The organism is Pseudomonas mandelii, assembly GCF_900106065.1.
GTDB classification, from domain to species: Bacteria; Pseudomonadota; Gammaproteobacteria; order Pseudomonadales; family Pseudomonadaceae; genus Aquipseudomonas; species Aquipseudomonas mandelii.
The window spans coordinates 5115285-5134006 of record NZ_LT629796.1 but is presented as its reverse complement, the minus strand read 5'-3'; the positions used below and the strand labels follow the sequence as shown (position 1 = coordinate 5134006).

General features: G+C 60.8%; 17 protein-coding genes. 12 read left to right on the top strand and 5 right to left on the bottom strand.

Annotation, left to right across the window (positions count from 1 at the left end; genetic code table 11):
• Positions 1–58: 58 nt before the first annotated feature.
• Complete coding sequence (cobF, locus tag BLU63_RS23855) at positions 59–814, bottom strand: precorrin-6A synthase (deacetylating) (protein ID WP_010455552.1); 756 nt, start codon at positions 812–814, stop codon at positions 59–61.
• A complete protein-coding gene (locus tag BLU63_RS23850; protein WP_083376404.1) occupies positions 814–1374 on the bottom strand; it encodes a histidine phosphatase family protein in 561 nt (186 codons plus the stop codon). Before BLU63_RS23850 ends, cobF begins: the two co-directional genes overlap by 1 nt.
• A gap of 341 nt (positions 1375–1715) precedes the next feature.
• Between BLU63_RS23850 and BLU63_RS23845 the strand changes: the two genes are divergently transcribed.
• The 8 genes from BLU63_RS23845 (at position 1716) to BLU63_RS23810 (ending at position 10121) form a co-directional block, all read left to right on the top strand.
• Positions 1716–2570, top strand: coding sequence for a MurR/RpiR family transcriptional regulator (locus tag BLU63_RS23845; protein ID WP_077749076.1), 855 nt, complete (start codon positions 1716–1718; stop codon positions 2568–2570).
• Positions 2571–2572: 2 nt separating this feature from the next.
• The gene (locus BLU63_RS23840; protein WP_010455557.1) at positions 2573–3217 is read left to right on the top strand and encodes an isochorismatase family cysteine hydrolase; all 645 of its coding nucleotides are present in this window, start codon (positions 2573–2575) and stop codon (positions 3215–3217) included.
• Positions 3214–4545 carry a glutamine synthetase family protein gene (locus tag BLU63_RS23835; RefSeq protein ID WP_077749074.1) on the top strand — a complete coding sequence of 444 codons (1332 nt, stop codon included), beginning with the start codon at positions 3214–3216 and terminating at the stop codon, positions 4543–4545. Before BLU63_RS23840 ends, BLU63_RS23835 begins: the two co-directional genes overlap by 4 nt.
• On the top strand, positions 4529–5281 hold the full coding sequence (locus tag BLU63_RS23830) for an N-formylglutamate amidohydrolase (protein ID WP_083376403.1): 753 nt from the start codon (positions 4529–4531) through the stop codon (positions 5279–5281). Before BLU63_RS23835 ends, BLU63_RS23830 begins: the two co-directional genes overlap by 17 nt.
• Positions 5282–5337: 56 nt before the next feature.
• Positions 5338–6687 (top strand): APC family permease, encoded by a 1350-nt coding sequence (locus BLU63_RS23825; RefSeq protein WP_077749072.1) that lies wholly within the window; start codon positions 5338–5340, stop codon positions 6685–6687.
• Positions 6688–6806: 119 nt separating this feature from the next.
• A complete protein-coding gene (locus BLU63_RS23820; protein ID WP_083376402.1) occupies positions 6807–7823 on the top strand; it encodes an arginine N-succinyltransferase in 1017 nt (338 codons plus the stop codon).
• 61 nt (positions 7824–7884) lie between these two features.
• The gene (gene astA, locus BLU63_RS23815) at positions 7885–8919 is read left to right on the top strand and encodes an arginine N-succinyltransferase (RefSeq protein WP_010455566.1); all 1035 of its coding nucleotides are present in this window, start codon (positions 7885–7887) and stop codon (positions 8917–8919) included.
• A 332-nt stretch (positions 8920–9251) separates the two neighbouring features.
• Positions 9252–10121: an isocitrate lyase/PEP mutase family protein gene (locus BLU63_RS23810; protein ID WP_010455567.1), complete on the top strand. Its 870-nt coding sequence runs from the start codon at positions 9252–9254 to the stop codon at positions 10119–10121.
• A gap of 176 nt (positions 10122–10297) precedes the next feature.
• On the opposite strand, the gene BLU63_RS23805 is transcribed toward BLU63_RS23810, so the two are convergent.
• Positions 10298–11539 carry a M20/M25/M40 family metallo-hydrolase gene (locus BLU63_RS23805; RefSeq protein WP_083376401.1) on the bottom strand — a complete coding sequence of 414 codons (1242 nt, stop codon included), beginning with the start codon at positions 11537–11539 and terminating at the stop codon, positions 10298–10300.
• A 123-nt stretch (positions 11540–11662) separates the two neighbouring features.
• A complete protein-coding gene (locus tag BLU63_RS23800) occupies positions 11663–12736 on the bottom strand; it encodes a diguanylate cyclase (RefSeq protein WP_083376400.1) in 1074 nt (357 codons plus the stop codon).
• 182 nt (positions 12737–12918) lie between these two features.
• On the opposite strand from BLU63_RS23800, the gene BLU63_RS23795 reads away from it, so the two are divergent.
• The 3 genes from BLU63_RS23795 (at position 12919) to hglS (ending at position 16912) form a co-directional block, all read left to right on the top strand.
• On the top strand, positions 12919–14373 hold the full coding sequence (locus BLU63_RS23795; protein ID WP_083376399.1) for a flavin-containing monooxygenase: 1455 nt from the start codon (positions 12919–12921) through the stop codon (positions 14371–14373).
• Positions 14374–14395: 22 nt separating this feature from the next.
• Positions 14396–15343, top strand: coding sequence for an alpha/beta fold hydrolase (locus tag BLU63_RS23790; RefSeq protein WP_010455571.1), 948 nt, complete (start codon positions 14396–14398; stop codon positions 15341–15343).
• A gap of 177 nt (positions 15344–15520) precedes the next feature.
• Positions 15521–16912 carry a 2-oxoadipate dioxygenase/decarboxylase HglS gene (hglS, locus tag BLU63_RS23785; RefSeq protein WP_083376398.1) on the top strand — a complete coding sequence of 464 codons (1392 nt, stop codon included), beginning with the start codon at positions 15521–15523 and terminating at the stop codon, positions 16910–16912.
• A 171-nt stretch (positions 16913–17083) separates the two neighbouring features.
• Here hglS and BLU63_RS23780 read toward each other — a convergent pair whose 3' ends face one another.
• Entirely contained in the window at positions 17084–17761 is a 678-nt protein-coding gene (locus tag BLU63_RS23780; protein ID WP_083376397.1) for a type 1 glutamine amidotransferase domain-containing protein, read from the bottom strand.
• 416 nt (positions 17762–18177) lie between these two features.
• Here BLU63_RS23780 and BLU63_RS23775 point away from each other — a divergent pair, with 416 nt between their 5' ends.
• The gene (locus BLU63_RS23775) at positions 18178–18693 is read left to right on the top strand and encodes an Hcp family type VI secretion system effector (RefSeq protein WP_033058787.1); all 516 of its coding nucleotides are present in this window, start codon (positions 18178–18180) and stop codon (positions 18691–18693) included.
• Positions 18694–18722: the final 29 nt, after the last annotated feature.

The window sequence follows — 18722 nt, the reverse complement described above, 5'->3', positions numbered from 1 at the left end:
GTCGCCTTTGTAGGAGCGAGGCTTGCCCGCGAAGACATCAGCTCAGGCACCGTTTACCTCAAGGCTTGCGCAACAGGTAAGTATCCATAATCCACCCATTCGCCACCCGCGCCGCCTTGCGCACCCGCTCAATCTCCGGCGCCACGTCCTTGAGCTTGCCGCTGATCAGGATTTCATCCGGCGTCCCCAGATACGCGCCCCAGTAAATCTCCGTCTCCTGATCCGCCACTTGATGGTAGGAATCCTCGGCATCGAGCATCACCACGAGGCTGTCGGCATCGCTCACTTGCCCCGCTGCCAGCCGTCGGCCGGTGGTGATTTCAATTGAGCGGCCGATGCGATTCAGCGGTACCTTGTGCTGCGCCGCCAGCGCCTGAACGCTGGTGATTCCGGGGATCACGTCATACTCGAACGCACAACGGCCCGAGGCCAGGATCGCCTGCAAAATCCGCAGGGTGCTGTCGTACAACGCCGGATCGCCCCACACCAGAAAACCGCCGCACTGGCCGTCGGACAGTTCCTCATTGATCAGCCGCTCGAAGGTCTGCTGCTTGGCAAGGTTCAGATCGTCGACACTGGTCTTGTAGTCCACCTCCCCGCGCTCGCGTTCCGGGCTATGGGCTTGGACGAAGCGGTAGTCGTGACCGGTGATGTAGCGCTCGCAGATCTCACGGCGCAGGTCGATCAATTTGTCCTTGCTCTGGCCCTTGTCCATCAGGAAAAACACGTCGACGAGGTTCAGCGCCTTCACGGCCTGCATTGTGATGTAGTCAGGGTTGCCGGCGCCGATGCCAATGACCAGCAGCTTCTTCATCAAATTTCTCCTCCAAGCAAGCGCAGGCGCCAGCGGCCGGTGAACCGCAACTCGACGGCCGACAACGGTTCGACGTCGATCAGGTTGAATGCCTTGGCCTGCAACACCTGCGTCAGTGCTGCGCGAATGACAAAGGGATGGGTGATGGCAAGGACATGCCCCGGTGTTGCCACAAGGGCCTGGAGCCACTGCGCCACGCGTTCACAGAGTTGCGCGACCGACTCACCGCCATGGGGCGCCGAGGTCGGATCATCTAGCCAGGTTTGCAGTGCCTCGGGTTCGGACTTTTGCAGGTCATTGATCCGCACCCCGCTCCACCGTCCGAAGTCACAATCCCTCAGGGCCGAAACGATTTCAACGTCATTGCCAAACAACTCGGCGGTCTGCTGCGTGCGCAACTCCGGTCCACAGAGCACCCGTGGCGCCCCCTCGAACTGACCGCTGCGCGATCCCTTTGCCAATTGGCCATAAAATTCCAACGGCTCATTCGTAGGAAAACTCGCCAATTTTTGTGCGACTGTTCGCGCGTGGCACATCAGGGTCAAACGGGTTGCCTGCACGGTTTATCACCCTGTCGATGAAATGGAAAACGGCTCGATGCCGCCGATAATCACGCAATTGTGCCGCAAGACGCTTGATCCAGGGCGTTTCGTTTGCATCAGCACCGACGGGACGCGAGCTTGTTTAACCCATTAAGTTAGGCAATCTCTGACACCCGTGTGGGCGATGGACTACAAAGCCAGTCGACTTCCGTGTAGCCCTCAGCGCACGGGCTTTTCGCCCCATTTTGGGGCCTTGAAAAACCACGGAAAGTTTCGCTAGACATGTAGCATGCGCTACATAAATACTGTTTTAGCGATTTATGAAACAAAACCGACATACCCATCCAGCAGGAGCCCGGATGCCCTCTCTCAGAGACCTGATCACCGATCCCGCCCTGGACCTTACGCCGGCGGAACGCAAAGTCATCCGTGCCTTGCTGGACCAATACCCGCGTAACGGGCTGGGGCCGATGTCACGCTTGGCCGAACATGCCGGTGTCAGCGACCCCACCATTGTGCGGCTGGTGAAAAAACTGGGTTTCAGCGGTTACGCCGATTTCCAGGATGCCTTGCTCAGTGACATGGACCACCGCCTCCGGTCCCCCAGCGCCCTGTTGCAGCTTCGTTCTCATGTTCAGAAAGACGACGCCTGGAGCCATTACCTGGCGGAGACCCATCGGGCGCTGGTGGATACCCATGCGCTGACCCAACCCGAAGATGTGCGGATTCTGGTGCAGTGGCTGCTCGATACCCGTCATCAGGTTCACTGCTTTGGCGGGCGCTTCAGCAGTTTCCTCGCCAATTATTTGCTCAACCATTTGCGCTTGCTGCGCCCGGGCTGTTTCGCCCTGGAAGACAACGCACAACTGCCGGACCGGCTGTTCGACGTGCAGCGTCAGGACGTGGTGCTGGTGTTCGACTATCGCCGCTACCAGTCACAGGCCCTGCGCGTAGCCAATGCGGCGAAAAGCCGATACGCCCGGGTGGTGTTGTTCACGGACATCTATGCTTCACCGCTGCGGGAAATGGCCGACCTGATTATCAGTGCGCCGGTGGAATCGGTGTCGGCCTTCGACACCATGGTTCCGGCGCTGGCCCAGATCGAGGCGCTGATTGCCTGCCTGACCCTGCGCAGCCCGGAGCTGGCCGATCGCCTGGAAGGCATCGATGCCCTGCGAACCGATTTCGCCACCCACCTGCTGGAGGATAAATAAGGATGTTCACGCTCCCCCACCACTCGCCCCGGGACTTGCCGTTCACTGCCGATCACACCGCGCTGTTGCTGGTGGACATGCAGCGTGCCTGGCTCGAACCGCAGTTCGACCCGCACCTCAACGGACCGGATGGCGAGTACTTCCTGACCCGCACCCACATGCAGGTGGTGCCCAATCAACGCCGATTGCTCAGTGCCTTTCGCAGCGCGCAGCAAAATGTGCTGCACACGATCATCGAAAGCCTGACCGCCGATGGCCGCGACCGCTCGCTGGACCACAAGCTCTCGGACATGCACTTGGCCAAGGGCAGCCCCCAGGCGCGGATCATCGACGACCTGACGCCGACAGAAAACGAAATCGTCTTGCCCAAGACTTCTTCCGGGGTCTTCAACTCCACCAACATCGACTACGTGTTGCGCAACCTTGAAACGCGGCACCTGATCATCGCCGGCATCGTCACCGACCAGTGCGTGGACATGGCGGTGCGTGACGCCGCCGACCGTGGTTACCTGGTGACGCTAGTGGAGGATGCCTGCGCGACCTACACGCCGGAGCGTCATCAAGCCTGCCTGAACGCGATCAAGGGTTACTGCTGGATCACCGACACCCAGACCGTGCTCGGCCGGTTGCAGGAGATGCAAGCATGAGCGAACGCCTGTCGCCGCTGCCCATGACCACCCTTGTCACCACCGACTTGATCGGCGTGACCCGTGGCCGTTCGTTTCCCACGGACGAACTTGAACATTACCTGGCGACGGGCTGCGGCTGGGTGCCGGCCAACAGCGCCCTGACTCCGCAAGACATCATCGCCTCCACCAACCCGTGGGGCGCCTATGGCGATCTGCGGCTGATTCCCGACCTGAGCAGCCGGGTGACAGTCAGTAACGGCCCGGATGCCGCGGCCCCGGCGCTGGACTTCATCCACAGCGACATTCACGAAACCGATGGCCGCCCGTGGGGCGCCTGCCCACGCACGTTGTTGCGCAATGAAGTGCAGCGGTATCGCGCCGAATTGGGCTTGCAGGTCAACGCCGCGTTCGAACATGAATTCAACCTGAGCAGCGGCGCGGCCGATCAGCTGGCGTTCTCCCTTGAGGCCCAGCGTCAGGGCGCCGAGTTCGGTGGCTGGCTGCTCAGCGCCCTGCGCGCCGGTGGCGTCGAACCGGAAATGTTCCTGCCCGAATACGGCAAGCATCAATACGAAATCACCTGCCGCCCCGCCCTCGGCGTGGCCGCTGCGGACCGTGCGGTGAACGTGCGCGAGATCACCCGCGAGATCGCCCGGCAGATGGCCCTGGACGTGAGCTTCGCGCCGAAGACGTCCGAGCATGCCGTGTGCAACGGCGTCCATCTGCATGTCAGCCTGTTGGATCTGGACGGCCAACCGCTGATGTACGACGCCGGCACGATCAATGGCCTGTCGACCCTCGGCCAGCACTGGGCCGCCGGCATCCTGCATTACTTGCCAGCGCTGTGCGCGTTTACCGCACCGACACCGGTGTCCTACGAGCGCTTGCAGCCGCATCACTGGAGCGCCTCCTACGCCTGCCTCGGCCAGCGCAACCGCGAAGCGGCGCTGCGGATCTGCCCGACCGTGAGCCTGGGCGGCAAATCGGTGGCGGCGCAATACAACCTGGAATTTCGCGCCATGGACGCCACGGCGTCGCCGCACCTGGCGATGGCCGCGCTGCTGATCGCCGGTCGCCTGGGCATCGAGCAACGCCTGGCCTTGAACGCGATCACCGATGAAATCCCCGATTCCCTGAACGAAGAACAACGCCAGGCCCACGGCATCGTCGCCCTGCCCGCCTCCCTTGCCGAGGCGCTCGAGTGCCTGCGCAACAGCGAGGCGCTGATCGAAGCCCTGCCGAGCGCGTTGATGGACACCTGGTTCGCCCTTAAAACCGAGGAACTGACGCTGACGGAACAGCTGTCCCCCGCCGAACGCTGTGAGCACTATGCACGCCTGTACTGAATCCGCTGAACTTGGCCAGTACACCGAGCCCGCGTACACCCTGAGCCGCGAAGACTCGGCGCACCCGTTGATTCTGGTGTGTGAACACGCCAGCCGTTTTATTCCACCCGGGTTGAATGACCTGGGCCTGAGTCACGACGCGGCCCGCGAGCATATCGCATGGGATATTGGTGCGCTGGCGCTTGCTGAAGGTTTGTCCCAGGCACTGGGGGCGACGTTGCTGGCGGCCAATTACTCACGACTCTTGATTGACCTCAACCGCCCGCCCCATGCCCCGGACAGCATCCCGCTGCAGAGCGAGATTTATCCGATACCGGGTAATCGGGATCTGGACGAAGTCACGCGCGAGTACCGCCGCGAATGCCTGTTCAAGCCGTTTCATGCCCGGCTGCAAACCTTGATCGACCAACGAATCGCCCAAGGGCAGCCGGTCCGGGTGGTCGGCATTCACAGTTTCACCCCGGTTTTCCACGGCCAACCGCGCGCGCTGGAAGTCGGCGTGCTGTTTGGCGAAGCCAGGGACTATGCCCAACGATTGATTGACGGGTTGAGCCAGCACCCCTTGAAGGTTGCCAGTAATGAGCCGTACAAAATCAACCCGCTGGGCGACATGACCGTGCCGGTCCACGGCGATGCACGGGGACTGGAATCGGTGTTGATCGAGGTGCGCAACGATCTGCTGCGCACCGCTGAAAACGTCAGTCGCTGGGCAGGTTATCTGGCTCCGCTGTTGTAAGAAATCGCGTCAAACCCGCAGCATGCAGCTGCTTTCATCCCAAGGAGTAGGGCTTCATGGAATTAGAAGAATTCGGCTACAAGCAAGAGTTGCAACGTAGCCTGTCGCTGACTGACCTGGTGGTGTACGGGATGATCTTCATGATCCCCATCGCCCCGTTCGGTGTGTACGGTTACGTCAACGCCGAAGCACCCGGCATGGTGCCGCTGGCCTACATCATCGGCATGGTGGCGATGCTGTTCACCGCCCTGAGTTACGGCAGCATGGCGCGGGCCTTTCCGATTGCCGGCTCGGTGTATTCCTACGCGCAACGCGGCCTCAACCCCCATGTCGGGTTTATCGCCGGCTGGCTGATGCTGCTCGATTACCTGCTGATTCCACCGCTGCTCTACGTGTACGCGGCCATGGCGCTGAATCACCTTTACCCCGACATTCCCAAGGTCGGTTTCATTCTGGCGTTTCTGGTCAGCGCGACCTTCGTCAACCTGCGGGGGATTACATTCACTGCCCGCATGAACATTGTCTTTCTTCTGGCGCAACTGGTGGTGCTGGGGATCTTCCTGTTCTACGCCTGGAATGCGCTGCACAGCGGCGGCGGTAACGGTCAACTGACCCTGGCGCCGCTGTACAACCCGGACACCTTCAATTTCGCCCTGCTGATGCAAGCCGTGTCGATTGCGGTCCTGTCCTTCCTCGGTTTCGATGCGATCTCCACCCTCGCCGAAGAAATCAAGGGCGACCCTGGCCGCAGCGTCGGCAAGGCAGCGCTGATTACGCTGCTGGTGATGGGCGTGATCTTCGTCGTGCAAACCTGGATTGCCACAGACCTGGCGGCCGGCATGGGCTTCACCTCCGCCGACACCGCGTTCTATGAAATCGCCGAAATCGCTGCCGGCAGCTGGCTGGCAACCCTGACTGGCGTGGCCACCGCCCTGGCCTGGGGCGTGGCGGTTGCCATCACCTCGCAAGCGGCGGTATCGCGTCTGCTGTTCGGCATGGCCCGGGACGGCAAGCTGCCGAAAGTGCTGGCCAAGGTTCACCCGAAACACAACACCCCCTACCTGAGCATTTACCTCGTAGCGGTGCTGTCGCTGGTGATCTGCTACCTGTTCATCAACTCGGTGGACACCCTCACTTCGCTGGTGAACTTCGGCGCGCTGAGCGGTTTCATGTTGCTGCACCTGACCGTGATCAATTACTACTGGCGTCGGCAGAAGTCCGGCCAGGTGATCCGTCACCTGGTCTGCCCGGTGGTTGGCTTCATCATCGTCGCGGCCATCATGTACAACATGGGGGTCGATGCACAAAAACTCGGACTGATCTGGATTGCCCTGGGCCTGGTGTATCTGTTTTTCCTCAACAAACTAGGCGCCAGCACAGCGTTGCCCGACCCGAGCAACGGCTGACAAGAAAAAGAGCGGCGTCTGACAAGAAATCAGGCGACCGCCGATTTAATGCGTGGAAACCGACAGTGATAGTCAGGTTCGGCACACAGCGCCGAACCCTTTGATACAGGAGTACATCCATGCTGGTCTTACGCCCAGTCGAGTTAGCCGACCTGCCCCAGTTACAGCAACTGGCGCGCGACAGCCTGGTCGGAGTCACGTCCTTGCCGGATGACACTGAACGCCTGCGCCTGAGGATTCTCGACTCCTGCGCCTCGTTCGACAAAGACGTGGAAGGTCATGGCCCGGAGAACTATTTCTTCGTGCTGGAGGATCTCGCGGCCCGGCGTCTGGTGGGGTGCTCGGAGATCCTTGCCACCGCCGGTTTCAACGAACCGTTCTACAGTTTGCGCAACCGTCACTTCACCAGCGCCTCCCGGGAGCTGAACATCGAGCACGGCGTACCGGCGTTGTCGTTGTGTCAGGACCTCAGCGGCCACACCTTGCTACGGGGCTTTCACATCGAAACAGCGCTGGTGCGCACAGCGTTTTCGGAGTTGCTGTCCCGGGCGCGCCTGTTGTTCATTGCCGCCCATTCGCAGCGTTTTGCGCAAGCGGTGATCACCGAGATCGTCGGCTTCAGCACCGAGGAGGCGCAATCACCGTTCTGGGATGCGCTCGGCAAGCATTTCTTCGACCTGCCCTACGCCGAAGCCGAGCGGCTCTGCGGTCTGGAGAGCCGGACCTTCCTCGCCGAACTGATGCCGCAATACCCGATCTACGTGCCGATGCTGCCCCAGGCTGCGCAGGATTGCATCGGCCGGATCCACCCCGATGGCCAGGAGGCCTTCGATATTCTTGAGCGTGAGGGATTTGAAACCAACAGCTACATCGACCTGTTTGACGGTGGGCCGACGCTGTACGCGCGCACCTCGAACATTCTCTCCATCGCCCAAAGCCAGACCGGCACGGCGCAACGGGCTTCACTGATCGATGCGTGCGGCCGTTACCTGGTGAGCAATGACGCGCTGAAGGACTATCGCGCGATCGTCGCCGAGTTGAATGTCCAGGCCGGGCAACCGGTGGAGTTGAGCGCCGAGATGTGTGCCGCCCTGAACGTCACCGATGGCAGCCCGATCCGGCTGATTGCCCTGTGAGCAGCACCCGGCCCCATGCCCAACGACAGCGCCCGAACTGGCGCGAAGAAGGAGCTGCATCATGATTGTCCGCCCGGTTCGCATCACCGACCTGCCCGCCTTGATGGATCTGGTGCAACAGGCCGGCCCCGGGTTTACCACCCTGCCGGCCAACGAAGAACGCCTGGTGCACCGGGTGCGCTGGGCCCAGCGGACCTTCGCCGAGCAGGTCGAGCGTGCCGATGCCGATTACCTGTTCGTGCTGGAAGATGACGATCAGCAAGTGGTCGGCATCAGTGCGCTGGCCGGTGCCGTTGGCCTGCGTGAACCCTGGTACAACTATCGGGTCGGGCTGACCGTCAGTTCGTCGCCGGACCTGGGTATTCAACGGCAGATTCCGACGCTGTTCCTGAATAATGAAATGACCGGGCAATCGGAAATCTGCTCGCTGTTCCTGCGCCCCGATCAACGCCACGGCAGCAACGGTCGATTGCTGTCCCTGGGGCGCTTGCTGTTCGTGGCCGAGTTCCCGCACCTGTTCGGCGACAAACTCATCGCCGAACTGCGCGGCAGCGCCGACGAACACGGCTGTTCACCGTTCTGGGACAGCCTGGGCCGGCACTTCTTCAAGATGGATTTCAGCCACGCCGATCACTTGTCGGGGCTGGGCAGCAAATCGTTCATCGCCGAACTGATGCCGCGCCAGCCGCTTTACACGTGCCTGCTCACCGAACAGGCCCAGGCCGTCATCGGCCAGGCCCACCCAAACACCGAACCGGCACTGAAGATCCTCAAGGCCGAAGGTTTTGTGCATCAGGGTTACATCGACATCTTCGACGCAGGCCCGGTGATCGAAGCCCCGGTCGCGAAAATCCGCACCGTGCGCGACAGCCAACCGCTGGTTTTGGCTATCGGCACGCCCGACGAGCAGGCCCCGGTGTGGCTGATCCACAATCGCCGCCTGGAAAACTGCCGCATCACCACCGCCCAGGCCAGGCTGGTGGGCAACAGCCTGGTCGTCGACCGACTCACGGCCAAACGCCTGCAACTGCAACCGGGTAACTCGGTGCGGGCCGTGCCGTTACCCAATCGGCAACAGCAGGCGGTGGCAGCGTGATCAGATCCTGAGTCCTCCCCCACCCTTGTGGTGAGTGGGTTCACCTGTGGCGAGGGAGCTTGCTCCCGTTGGGCTGCGAAGCGGCCCCAAAACTGCCACCCTAATCTATTTTTCCAGACACACCGCCCCCATCGTTTACGACTGCTGTGCAGCCGAACGGGAGCAAGCTCCCTCGCCACAGGTAAACCCGCTCGTCACAGAGGTCCGCGTCTATCTGAGCCCCCAGCAAAATTCGTCATCATCTTCCCCTCCTTCGCGTGATAGCCTTTTGTTCCTTCGGCGTTGACACCTTTGCTCAAGCCTTTCCATTCCTTTGTATTGGTGGAACTCATATGTCCAGGCTTTCTCATCAAGATTTGCGCCGTAACTTCCGCGAGCTGTTTGCTTCCAACACCTGCTATCACACGGCGTCGGTCTTCGACCCGATGTCGGCCCGCATTGCCGCTGACCTGGGGTTTGAAGTGGGCATCCTCGGCGGTTCTGTTGCCTCGTTGCAGGTGCTGGGCGCTCCCGACTTTGCCTTGATCACTCTCAGCGAGTTCGCCGAACAGGCCACGCGCATCGGACGAGTGGCCCAATTGCCAGTCATCGCCGACGCCGACCACGGCTATGGCAACGCGCTCAACGTGATGCGCACCATCGTCGAACTGGAACGCGCCGGCATCGCCGCCCTGACCATCGAAGACACCCTGCTGCCGGCGCAATTCGGCCGCAAATCCACCGACCTGATCGGCGTGGCGGAAGGCGTCGGCAAGATTCGCGCGGCACTGGAAGCCCGGGTCGACTCGGAAATGGCGATCATCGCGCGTACCAACGCCGGGATCCTGCCGGTTCAGGAAGTCATCAGCCGCACCTGTCATTACCAGCAGGCCGGTGCGGACGGGATTTGCATGGTGGGCGTGCGGGACTTCGATCACCTCGAACAGATTGCCGAACACCTGAGCGTGCCACTGATGCTGGTCACCTACGGCAACCCGCTGCTGCGCGATGACAAACGCCTGGCCGAACTGGGCGTGCGGGTGACCATTGATGGTCATGGCGCGTACTTCGCGGCGATCAAGGCAACGTATGACAGCCTGCGCGAACAACGGCAGATCTTTACCCAGGCGTCGGATTTGAGCGCTACCGAGCTGACTCATACGTATACGCAGCCTGAGGAATATATCCGTTGGGCGGAAGAGTTCATGAGTGTGAAGGAATAGCGCTGCTGCTTGTTGCGCTGTAGGACATCGATTTTACTAACACCAAAAATCCCTGTGGCGAGGGAGCTTGTCGGATCGCCGCACCGTCCCGCTGGGCTGCGAAGCGGCCCCACGAAAAGGGGAGGACTGCTGCACAGTCCCGCGGGAGCAAGCCCCCTCGCCACAGGGAACAATTTTCAGCGCTTCGCCAACTCCATGATCATCCGCGACAGCAGATAAATCCGCGGCGCTACGCTCTCTACCTCCGCGTATTCTTCAGGCGTATGAATATTGCCGCCGACAATCCCGAACCCATCCAGTGTCGGCGTACCCACCCCGGCCGAGAGGCTGGCGTCTGCCGCCCCGCCGCTGCCTTCTTCCGTCAACTTGCGCCCGATCTCGCCGTAAATTCCCTGAGCGATGGCCATCAGCCGATCCGATTCCGCCGTTTGCGGCATCGGTGGCAAACCGCGTTGTAGCGTGGTGGTGACTTCGGTATCAGGAATCAGCTTGTCCTTGGACACCCGCGCCAGGTCCTTCTCGATCCGGTCGAACTCTTCCGGTACCGCCGCCCGCACGTCGGCCTTGGCCGTGGCCTGGTCCGGAATCACGTTGGTGCGATCGCCCGACTTGATCACGGTGAAGTTGATGGTGGTTTTCTTCTCGGCGTCGCCCAGTTTGCCGAGTTGCAGAATCTGGTGCGCCGCCTCCATCGCCGCGTTACGCCCCAGCTCCGGCGCAACACCGGCATGTGCGGCTTTGCCTTTGACTTCCACCACCGCCGTCGCGCTGCCTTTGCGCCACACCACCAGGCCATCCGCCGGGCGGCCCGGTTCGAGGTTGAGGGTCACGTCGTGGGCCTTGGCGGTTTTCTTGATCAGGTCGGTGGCGATGTCCGAGCCGGTCTCTTCGCTGGCATCGAGCAGGAAGGTAATTTGCGCGTAGTCCTTGAAGTCGAGGTTTTTCAGGACTTTCAGTGCGTAGATCCCGGCGACGATGCCGCCCTTGTCGTCCATCACGCCCGGCCCGTAGGCGCGGCCGTCCTTGATATGAAAAGGGCGCTCGGCGGCCGAGCCTTCCTTGAACACGGTGTCCATGTGCGCCATCAGCAGAATTTTCGCCTTGCCGGTGCCTTTGAGGGTCGCGATCACGTGGCTGCTTTTGTCCGGTGTGTTGGGTACCAGTTCGATGGTGGCGCCGAGTTTTTTCAACTCGTCGATGGCGATGTCGCGCACTTGCGTCAGGCCGGGTTCATAGCCGGAACCGGAGTCGATGTTTACCAGACGCTCCAACAGTTTCAGGGCTTCACCCCTGTACTGTTCGGCGTCGGCGAGGACTTGTTTGTGGGGTTCGGCGAAGGCTGCAGGGGCGAATGCGCCGAGGGCGAGGGTCAGGCCAAGGCTGGTGGCCAGCAGGGAACGAGGGAGATTGAGCGTCATGAATCGATCCTTGTTTCGTGTCGGGGGTCAAAAACACCCTACCTGACTACGGCGCAAGGCTCTAGACCGAATGCGACGCACACGAACCTGAGGCCGATCCCGCAGGCGGATGTGTGCAGGCCCTCAGACCGGGTCGAGCAGCTCGTGATGGGGTTTGCCGTCTATGCGGTAGATCACGCGGTTGCGGCCGGTGGTCTTGGCTTGGTAGAGCGCCTGGTCGGCATCATTGAGCCACAACGTGGCGTCGGTGTGTGACGGGTCGAATGCCGCCAGGCCAATGCTCAAGCTGACTTTCAGCGCCGGGTTCTGCTCGTAGCCCAGGGTCGCGAAGCGATCACGCAAGGCGTCCATGGCAGCCGCTGCGCTGTCGAGGGGCAAATCCGGGAGGAGCACGCAGAATTCGTCGCCACCATAGCGCCCCGCCACATCGGTCGCCCGCAGGTTCTGCTTGAGCATCTTGCTCAGTTGCCGCAGCACGATGTCCCCGGCGACGTGGCCGTAGGTGTCATTGATGGTCTTGAAATGGTCGATGTCGATCAACGCAATCGCCCCGCCCTGCTGCTGGCGTTGGCAACGCTGGAATTCAACTTCCAGCTGGTCTTTCCAGGCGCCATGGTTCAGCAGGCCGGTGAGGCTGTCGGTACGGCTCAGGGCCAGCAATTCGCGTTTTTGGCGGCCCAGGGTGGTGGCCTGTTGAAAACAGATCCAGCCCAGCGCCAGCGGATACAGGCTCAGCAAGGGCAGACAGGCGTAGAGCTGCAACGGGCTGGTTTGCGCAACGAAGGCCGGTGTGAACACCAGCAGGCCGACACCCACCCCGAGAATCTGCGCAACCGTGCCCACCAGCAGGAACCGCAAACCGCCGATCGCCACGTTGTTCATGGCCATCATGGACAGCGTCGCCGCGCTCGGCAGCGGATTGAACTGCATGGCAGCGACCCAGAATCCACCGAGAAAGGCATCGACGAGAATGTTGCGATGTTCGGCGTGAAACGGCACCTTCGCCCGACGCGCCCATTGATAGGCAACATGCGGCCAGAGCACGCCATTGACCACCATCAGCCCCCAGACCCATGGCGCCGGGTTGAGTGGATACATCGCCGCGCCTACGCACAACAGGCCCAAGGCCAGGCCCAGGGTTCGCGATGTATAGAGTCTTCTGGCCAGTGAAAGCCCTTTTCCTCCCGTTTTTCCCATAAGGGCCTCTGCGTCACACAACGGAACCCGAAAAAACACGGGGTGCGGGTGTAGTGGGAGTCTATCAGGGCAACGTTAAATAGCCATCACCGGCGGGCAGCCTGAATCCTGCGCAGTCTTTGTCGGCCATGTTTGGGCTATACATGAAGGAAGAGTTGGATAAACAACGATAAAGGAGACCCATGCAGACTTTTCAGGTGTTGATCATCGGCAGCGGTTTTGGCGGTCAGTGCGCGGCGATCAATCTGCTCAAGGCAGGCATCGACGATTTTCGCCTGCTGGAACGACGGGACTTTTTTGGCGGCACCTGGTGCCAGAACACCTACCCCGGCGCGGCCGTCGATGTGCCCTCGCCGCTCTATTCGCTGTCCTTCGCCCCTTACCGCTGGACGCAAATGTTCGCCGGCCAGGCTGAACTGCATCACTACACCCAGTACGTGGTGGAGCACTTCGGCCTGCGGGACAAGGTCGAACTGCAAGCCAATGTCGAGCGCATCGAATGGGACGCCGACGACCAGCGCTGGGCGGTGCACACCGGCGCCAAAGGCACGTTTTACGCGCAGTTCCTGATCAACGCGACGGGGCCGCTGAGTCAACCGGTGGTGCCTCATTTCGAAGGCCAGGAACGCTTCCAGGGCAAGACGTTTCACACCAACAACTGGGATCACACCTTCGATTACCGGCACAAACGTGTCGCCATCGTCGGCAGCGGCGCCAGTGCGGCTCAGGTCATTCCGACCATTGCACCAGACGTCGAGCACCTGCATGTGTTCCAGCGTACGCCGCACTGGGTGTTGCCCCGCGCCGACCGTACCTTCGGGCCTTTCCAGCGTTGGCTGCTGGGCCTCAAACCGGCATACAAACTGCTGCGCTGGATGCTCTACTGGCAGTTCGAATCCCGGGTGATTGCTTTCAAATACTCGAAACCGGCGATCCGCATGGTCCAGCAACACGCCCTGCGCTTCCTCAAGCGCCAGGTGCCTGACCCCGAATTGCGCCGCAAACTGACACCGGACTTCACCATCGGCTGCAAGCGAGTGATCGTCTCTAGCACCCTCTACCCGGCACTCGGGCGCAGCAACGTGACGCTGCACAGCCGCGAACAAGGCATCGCGTCCATCGACGAAACCGGCATCGTCACCCAGGACGGTCAGCACATCGACCTGGACCTGATCGTCTGGTCCACCGGGTACGACGCCACCGACGGGGTGATTTCCTACCCGGTCACCGGTAAAAACGGCACCCGGCTCAAAGACGTCTGGGCCCAGTACCCGCGGGCTTATCTGGGCACCAGCCTGCCGGACTTCCCCAACTTGTTTATCGTCACCGGGCCCAATACCGGCATCGGCCACACCTCGGCGCTGTTCATCATCGAGTCACAGATGAATTACATCCTCGATTGCATCCGCACGCTGAAAGAAAAGGGTTTGCGCAGCATCGAAGTACGCCCCGAGGCAGAACGTACCTACACTGAGATGATCCACCGTGAAATGGAGCGTACCGTCTGGAAGTCCGGGGGCTGCCACAGTTGGTATCAAAGCAAGAGCGGTCATGTGATCGCCATGTTCCCGGGGTTCAGTTTCAGCTATCACCGGTTGACCCGGGCACTGAAACCCGCCGACCACATTTTGTCCTGAACACGTAAAAGGAAGATGCCTGATGCTTGTGTTGGTTGTCCTTATCGCGGTTTTTGTGGCCTGGAGCTGGCTAAGTTACCCGGCCATCGGCTATTGGCTCTATGACCTGAATATGGCCCTGGAAGCCAAGCTGTATCGGCTGCACAAAATCGTCGTACCCATCACGGAAATGACCGTCTCGACCTGGCAAGGCGGGCCCTATGAAGCGTCCAGCAGTGTGCTGATGCTGCACGGTTACAGCGCCGACAAGAACATCTGGCTGCGCTTCGCCCGGCATTTTGTCGGCAACTATCGGGTGATCATCCCGGACATCGCCGGTCACGGCGAAACCGGCTTCAAGGCCGGTGGCGGCTATGACATCCCGCTGCAGGCCAAGCGGATGATTCAGCTGCTGGACGTTTGCGGAGTCGAAAAGGTCCATGTGATCGGCAATTCGATGGGCGGCTACATCGCCGCGTGGCTGGCGGCGACGTACCCGGACCGGATTGCCTCCGTCGCCCTGATCGACCCGGCTGGCGTCACCGCCCCCGAGGCCAGCGACCTGGAGCGACATCTGGCCAAGGGGCACAACCCGTTTCTGATCAACTCGCGGGAAGAATTCCAGCGCTTCTACGCGATGACCATGGCCGAGCCACCGTGGGTGCCGGGCGTGGTGCTGGACGCCATCGCCCAGCGTTATGAACAGAGTCGTGATGAGCTGGAAGAAATCTTCAACGACTTCCGCGCCAGCCCGCCGATGGAGCCCAAACTCCCAGACATCAAGTGCCCGGCGCTGCTGCTGTGGGGGCGCAAGGACCGTCTGATCGATGTCAGCAGCGTGGCGGTCTGGAGTAAAGGCATTGCTGATTTGCGCGTGGACATCTGGGACCACATTGGCCATATGCCGATGGTCGAACAACCGGCCAATACGGCACGGTTGTATCGGGAGTTCCTCGGATCGCTGCGTTCGGAGAGCCGTTCGCACCTATAGTCGCCAATCAATCCTGCAGGACCGCCGCCCGCTCGCTCCTACAGGGTTTGTGGGCAGCCAATAGTGCGAAGCAGTCCTTGGCAGAATGAAGTCCGTAAGATTCTTCGTTTGTCGGCGTTGCAGAAGGCTGCGATCTTTTCCCCCATCCTTCACGTCACCGCGCCAGGAATTTTTTTCATGAGCCACCCAAGCTTCGTCAGCCCTGACCTGATCCGCCAACGCTTCTCCAAAGCGATGTCCGACATGTACCGCGAAGAAGTGCCGCTGTACGGCGCGCTGATGAAGCTGGTGGAGCAGACCAACCGTCACGTGCTCGACAGCGATCCGCAGGTGGCCCGCCAGCTGAACAGCACCGGCGAAATCGAGCGGCTGGACCTGGAGCGTCACGGCGCAATCCGCGTCGGTACCGCTGGCGAACTGGCCACCCTCGCCCGATTGTTCGCGGTCATGGGCATGCAACCCGTGGGCTATTACGACCTGACCCCGGCCGGCGTGCCGGTGCACTCCACCGCGTTCCGCGCCGTGCATGAAACCGCCCTGCAAGTCAGCCCGTTCCGGGTGTTCACCTCACTGCTGCGCCTGGAACTGATCGAAGACCTGGAGCTGCGAGCCTTCGCTCAATCGGTGCTGGATAAACGCCAGATCTTCACCCCGACAGCCCTTGCCCTGATCGACCGCGCCGAAAACGCAGGCGGTCTGAACGAACAAGAGGCGCAGGACTTCGTCGAACAGGCGCTTGAAACCTTCCGCTGGCACCACAGCGCAACCGTCACCGCCGAGCAGTACCAGAAACTCAGCGCACAGCATCGCCTGATTGCCGATGTGGTCGCGTTCAAAGGCCCGCACATCAATCACCTGACGCCGCGCACCTTGGACATCGACATCGTCCAGGCGCAAATGCCCGCCCACGGCATCACGCCCAAAGCCGTGATCGAAGGCCCGCCCCGCCGTCAGTGCCCGATCCTGCTGCGCCAGACCAGTTTCAAGGCGCTCGACGAGCCGATTGCCTTCACCGATCAAGCCGGGACACGTGGCAGCCACAGCGCACGCTTCGGTGAAATCGAACAGCGCGGCGCGGCGCTCACCCCGAAAGGCCGGGCACTTTACGACCGCCTGCTCAACGCAGCCCGTGATGAGTTGCAGGACTTCCCCAACGAGGCCAATGCCGCACGCTACAACGCGCTGATGACGCAGCACTTTGCAGAATTCCCTGACACGTATGAAGGCATGCGCCAACAGGAACTGGCGTACTTTCGTTATTTCGTCACGGAAAAAGGCCTGGAGGCGGATGAGCTGAAATCGTTGTCGCTAGACGATTTGCTCAGCGGCGGGTACTTGCGGGTCGAACCGTTGGTGTATGAAGATTTTCTGCCGGTCAGTGCGGCGGGGATTTTCCAGTCGAACCTGGGGGATGCGGCGCAGGTGAATTATGGCGTGCATTCGAACCAGCAGGCCTTTGAACAGGCGCTGGGGCGGCCGACCATTGATGAATTGGGCTTGTATGCCGAGACGCAGCGGCGTTCGATCGAGCAGTGTTTTGAGACTTCGAGATTGTCGCGTCTGATTTGACTCCACGAACTGCCAGCCAATTGCAATGTGTGGCGAGGGAGCTTGCTCCCGCTTGAGTGCGCAGCACTCACAAAATCTCCGTCATACGTAGAATTTTTGGGGCCGCTTCGCAGCCCAGCGCGAGCAAGCTCGCTCGCCACATAGAATCTTCAATCCGCTGAGATTCCGTGTTTAGCGGAGTTTTGCCAACAGCGCCTCAGCGGCAGCCTCGGACGACGCCGGGTTTTGCCCGGTGATCAGCAGGCCATCGGTGAGCACATAACTTGCCCAATCCGCGCCCTTGGAATACTCACCGCCCTTCTCTTTCAGCATGTCCTCCACCAGAAACGGCACGACCTTCGTCAGTTGCACCGCCTCTTCCTCAGTGTTGGTGAACCCCGTCACCCGCTTCCCTTTGACCAACGGCTGGCCATCCGCACCCTTGACGTGACGCAGCACACCCGGTGCATGACAAACGGCCGCGACCGGTTTACCCGCCTTGATGAACGCTTCGATCAGCGCGATCGAGTTCTTGTCTTCGGTCAGGTCCCACAACGGCCCATGACCGCCCGGATAGAAAACCGCATCGTAATCTTGAGCCCTCGCGGTGCTCAGAAGCGCGGTAGACGCCAATGCAGACTGGGCTGCGGAGTCTTTGCGAAAGCGATCAGTGGCAGCAGTTTGTGCATCTGGCTCGTCGCTTTTCGGGTCCAACGGCGGCTGGCCACCCTTGGGCGAAACCAGGGTCAGCTGTGCACCGGCATCCTTGAAGGCGAAGTACGGCGCGGCGAATTCTTCCAGCCAGAAGCCGGTTTTCTTACCCGTGTTGCCCAATTGATCGTGGGACGTTAAAACCATCAGGATTTTCATGTCGTTCTCACTCCACTTCCAGGTTGTTTGGACGCTCGACGGCGCTGTTTTTATGGACCGCTCAGCCCATCGATTCGTTGCACTGAGTTCCAGACACCTTCACGTGATGGCGCAAAGCCTTGCTGTGCAAGAAGTTGCGCACTGCTCGCACCAAACACGCTTGCAGGATCGCTGATCGCCCGGCCTGCCAGGCTCTCCAGCCAAGTGCGCAAGTTCTTGCGCAGTGCTGCGCAAGAACTTGCGCACATTCATGCGGCGCTCCTTGCAAAAACCTTCCAGGCACTTTAAAAAAATCCTCAATACCTTGATTTGTATAGCCTTAACCGTTTCTGGCACGGACCTTGATAACAGTCAGGTACCCACCGGGCGATACCGCCTCCCGGGCACTCTCACTATATTCAGCAAGGAGCACATCCATGGCTACTCCAGCGTACATGTCCGTCACTGGCGAAAAACAAGGTCTGATCACCGCCGGCGCATTCACCGCCGACTCGGTTGGCAACACTTATCAAGAAGGTCACGAAGACCAGGTCATGGTTCAGGCTTTCAGCCACGACGTGATCATCCCGCGTGACCCACAGTCCGGCCAGCCAACCGGTCAGCGCGTTCACAAGCCAGTCGTGATCACCAAGGTCTACGACAAGGCTTCGCCACTGCTGCAAGCTGCTCTGACCTCCGGCGAGCGCATGAGCGAAATCGTTATCCAGTGGTACCGCACTTCGGCTCAAGGTACCCAAGAGCACTATTACACCACCAAACTGGAAGACGCGATCATCGTCGCCATCAACAACAAAATGCACAACTGCCAGGATCCGTCGAACTCGCACTTCACTCACCTGGAAGAAGTGCAATTCACCTACCGCAAAATCACCTGGACCCACGAAGTATCCGGTACTTCGGGTTCCGATGACTGGCGTCTGCCGGTCGCCTAAGTCAGGCTGACCGTCACAAGCATCGGCCA

Excerpts from the sequence above, each read along its gene's own strand:
- BLU63_RS23800 (WP_083376400.1), bottom strand. The coding sequence starts at position 12,736 with ATGGGAAAAACGGGAGGAAAAGGGCTTTCACTGGCCAGAAGACTCTAT.
- BLU63_RS23820 (WP_083376402.1), top strand. The coding sequence starts at position 6,807 with ATGCTGGTCTTACGCCCAGTCGAGTTAGCCGACCTGCCCCAGTTACAG.
- BLU63_RS23845 (WP_077749076.1), top strand. The coding sequence starts at position 1,716 with ATGCCCTCTCTCAGAGACCTGATCACCGATCCCGCCCTGGACCTTACG.
- BLU63_RS23830 (WP_083376403.1), top strand. The coding sequence starts at position 4,529 with ATGCACGCCTGTACTGAATCCGCTGAACTTGGCCAGTACACCGAGCCC.
- hglS (WP_083376398.1), top strand. The coding sequence starts at position 15,521 with ATGAGCCACCCAAGCTTCGTCAGCCCTGACCTGATCCGCCAACGCTTC.
- BLU63_RS23795 (WP_083376399.1), top strand. The coding sequence starts at position 12,919 with ATGCAGACTTTTCAGGTGTTGATCATCGGCAGCGGTTTTGGCGGTCAG.
- BLU63_RS23810 (WP_010455567.1), top strand. The coding sequence starts at position 9,252 with ATGTCCAGGCTTTCTCATCAAGATTTGCGCCGTAACTTCCGCGAGCTG.
- BLU63_RS23840 (WP_010455557.1), top strand. The coding sequence starts at position 2,573 with ATGTTCACGCTCCCCCACCACTCGCCCCGGGACTTGCCGTTCACTGCC.
- BLU63_RS23835 (WP_077749074.1), top strand. The coding sequence starts at position 3,214 with ATGAGCGAACGCCTGTCGCCGCTGCCCATGACCACCCTTGTCACCACC.
- BLU63_RS23780 (WP_083376397.1), bottom strand. The coding sequence starts at position 17,761 with ATGAAAATCCTGATGGTTTTAACGTCCCACGATCAATTGGGCAACACG.
- BLU63_RS23790 (WP_010455571.1), top strand. The coding sequence starts at position 14,396 with ATGCTTGTGTTGGTTGTCCTTATCGCGGTTTTTGTGGCCTGGAGCTGG.
- BLU63_RS23805 (WP_083376401.1), bottom strand. The coding sequence starts at position 11,539 with ATGACGCTCAATCTCCCTCGTTCCCTGCTGGCCACCAGCCTTGGCCTG.
- cobF (WP_010455552.1), bottom strand. The coding sequence starts at position 814 with ATGAAGAAGCTGCTGGTCATTGGCATCGGCGCCGGCAACCCTGACTAC.
- BLU63_RS23825 (WP_077749072.1), top strand. The coding sequence starts at position 5,338 with ATGGAATTAGAAGAATTCGGCTACAAGCAAGAGTTGCAACGTAGCCTG.
- BLU63_RS23775 (WP_033058787.1), top strand. The coding sequence starts at position 18,178 with ATGGCTACTCCAGCGTACATGTCCGTCACTGGCGAAAAACAAGGTCTG.
- astA (WP_010455566.1), top strand. The coding sequence starts at position 7,885 with ATGATTGTCCGCCCGGTTCGCATCACCGACCTGCCCGCCTTGATGGAT.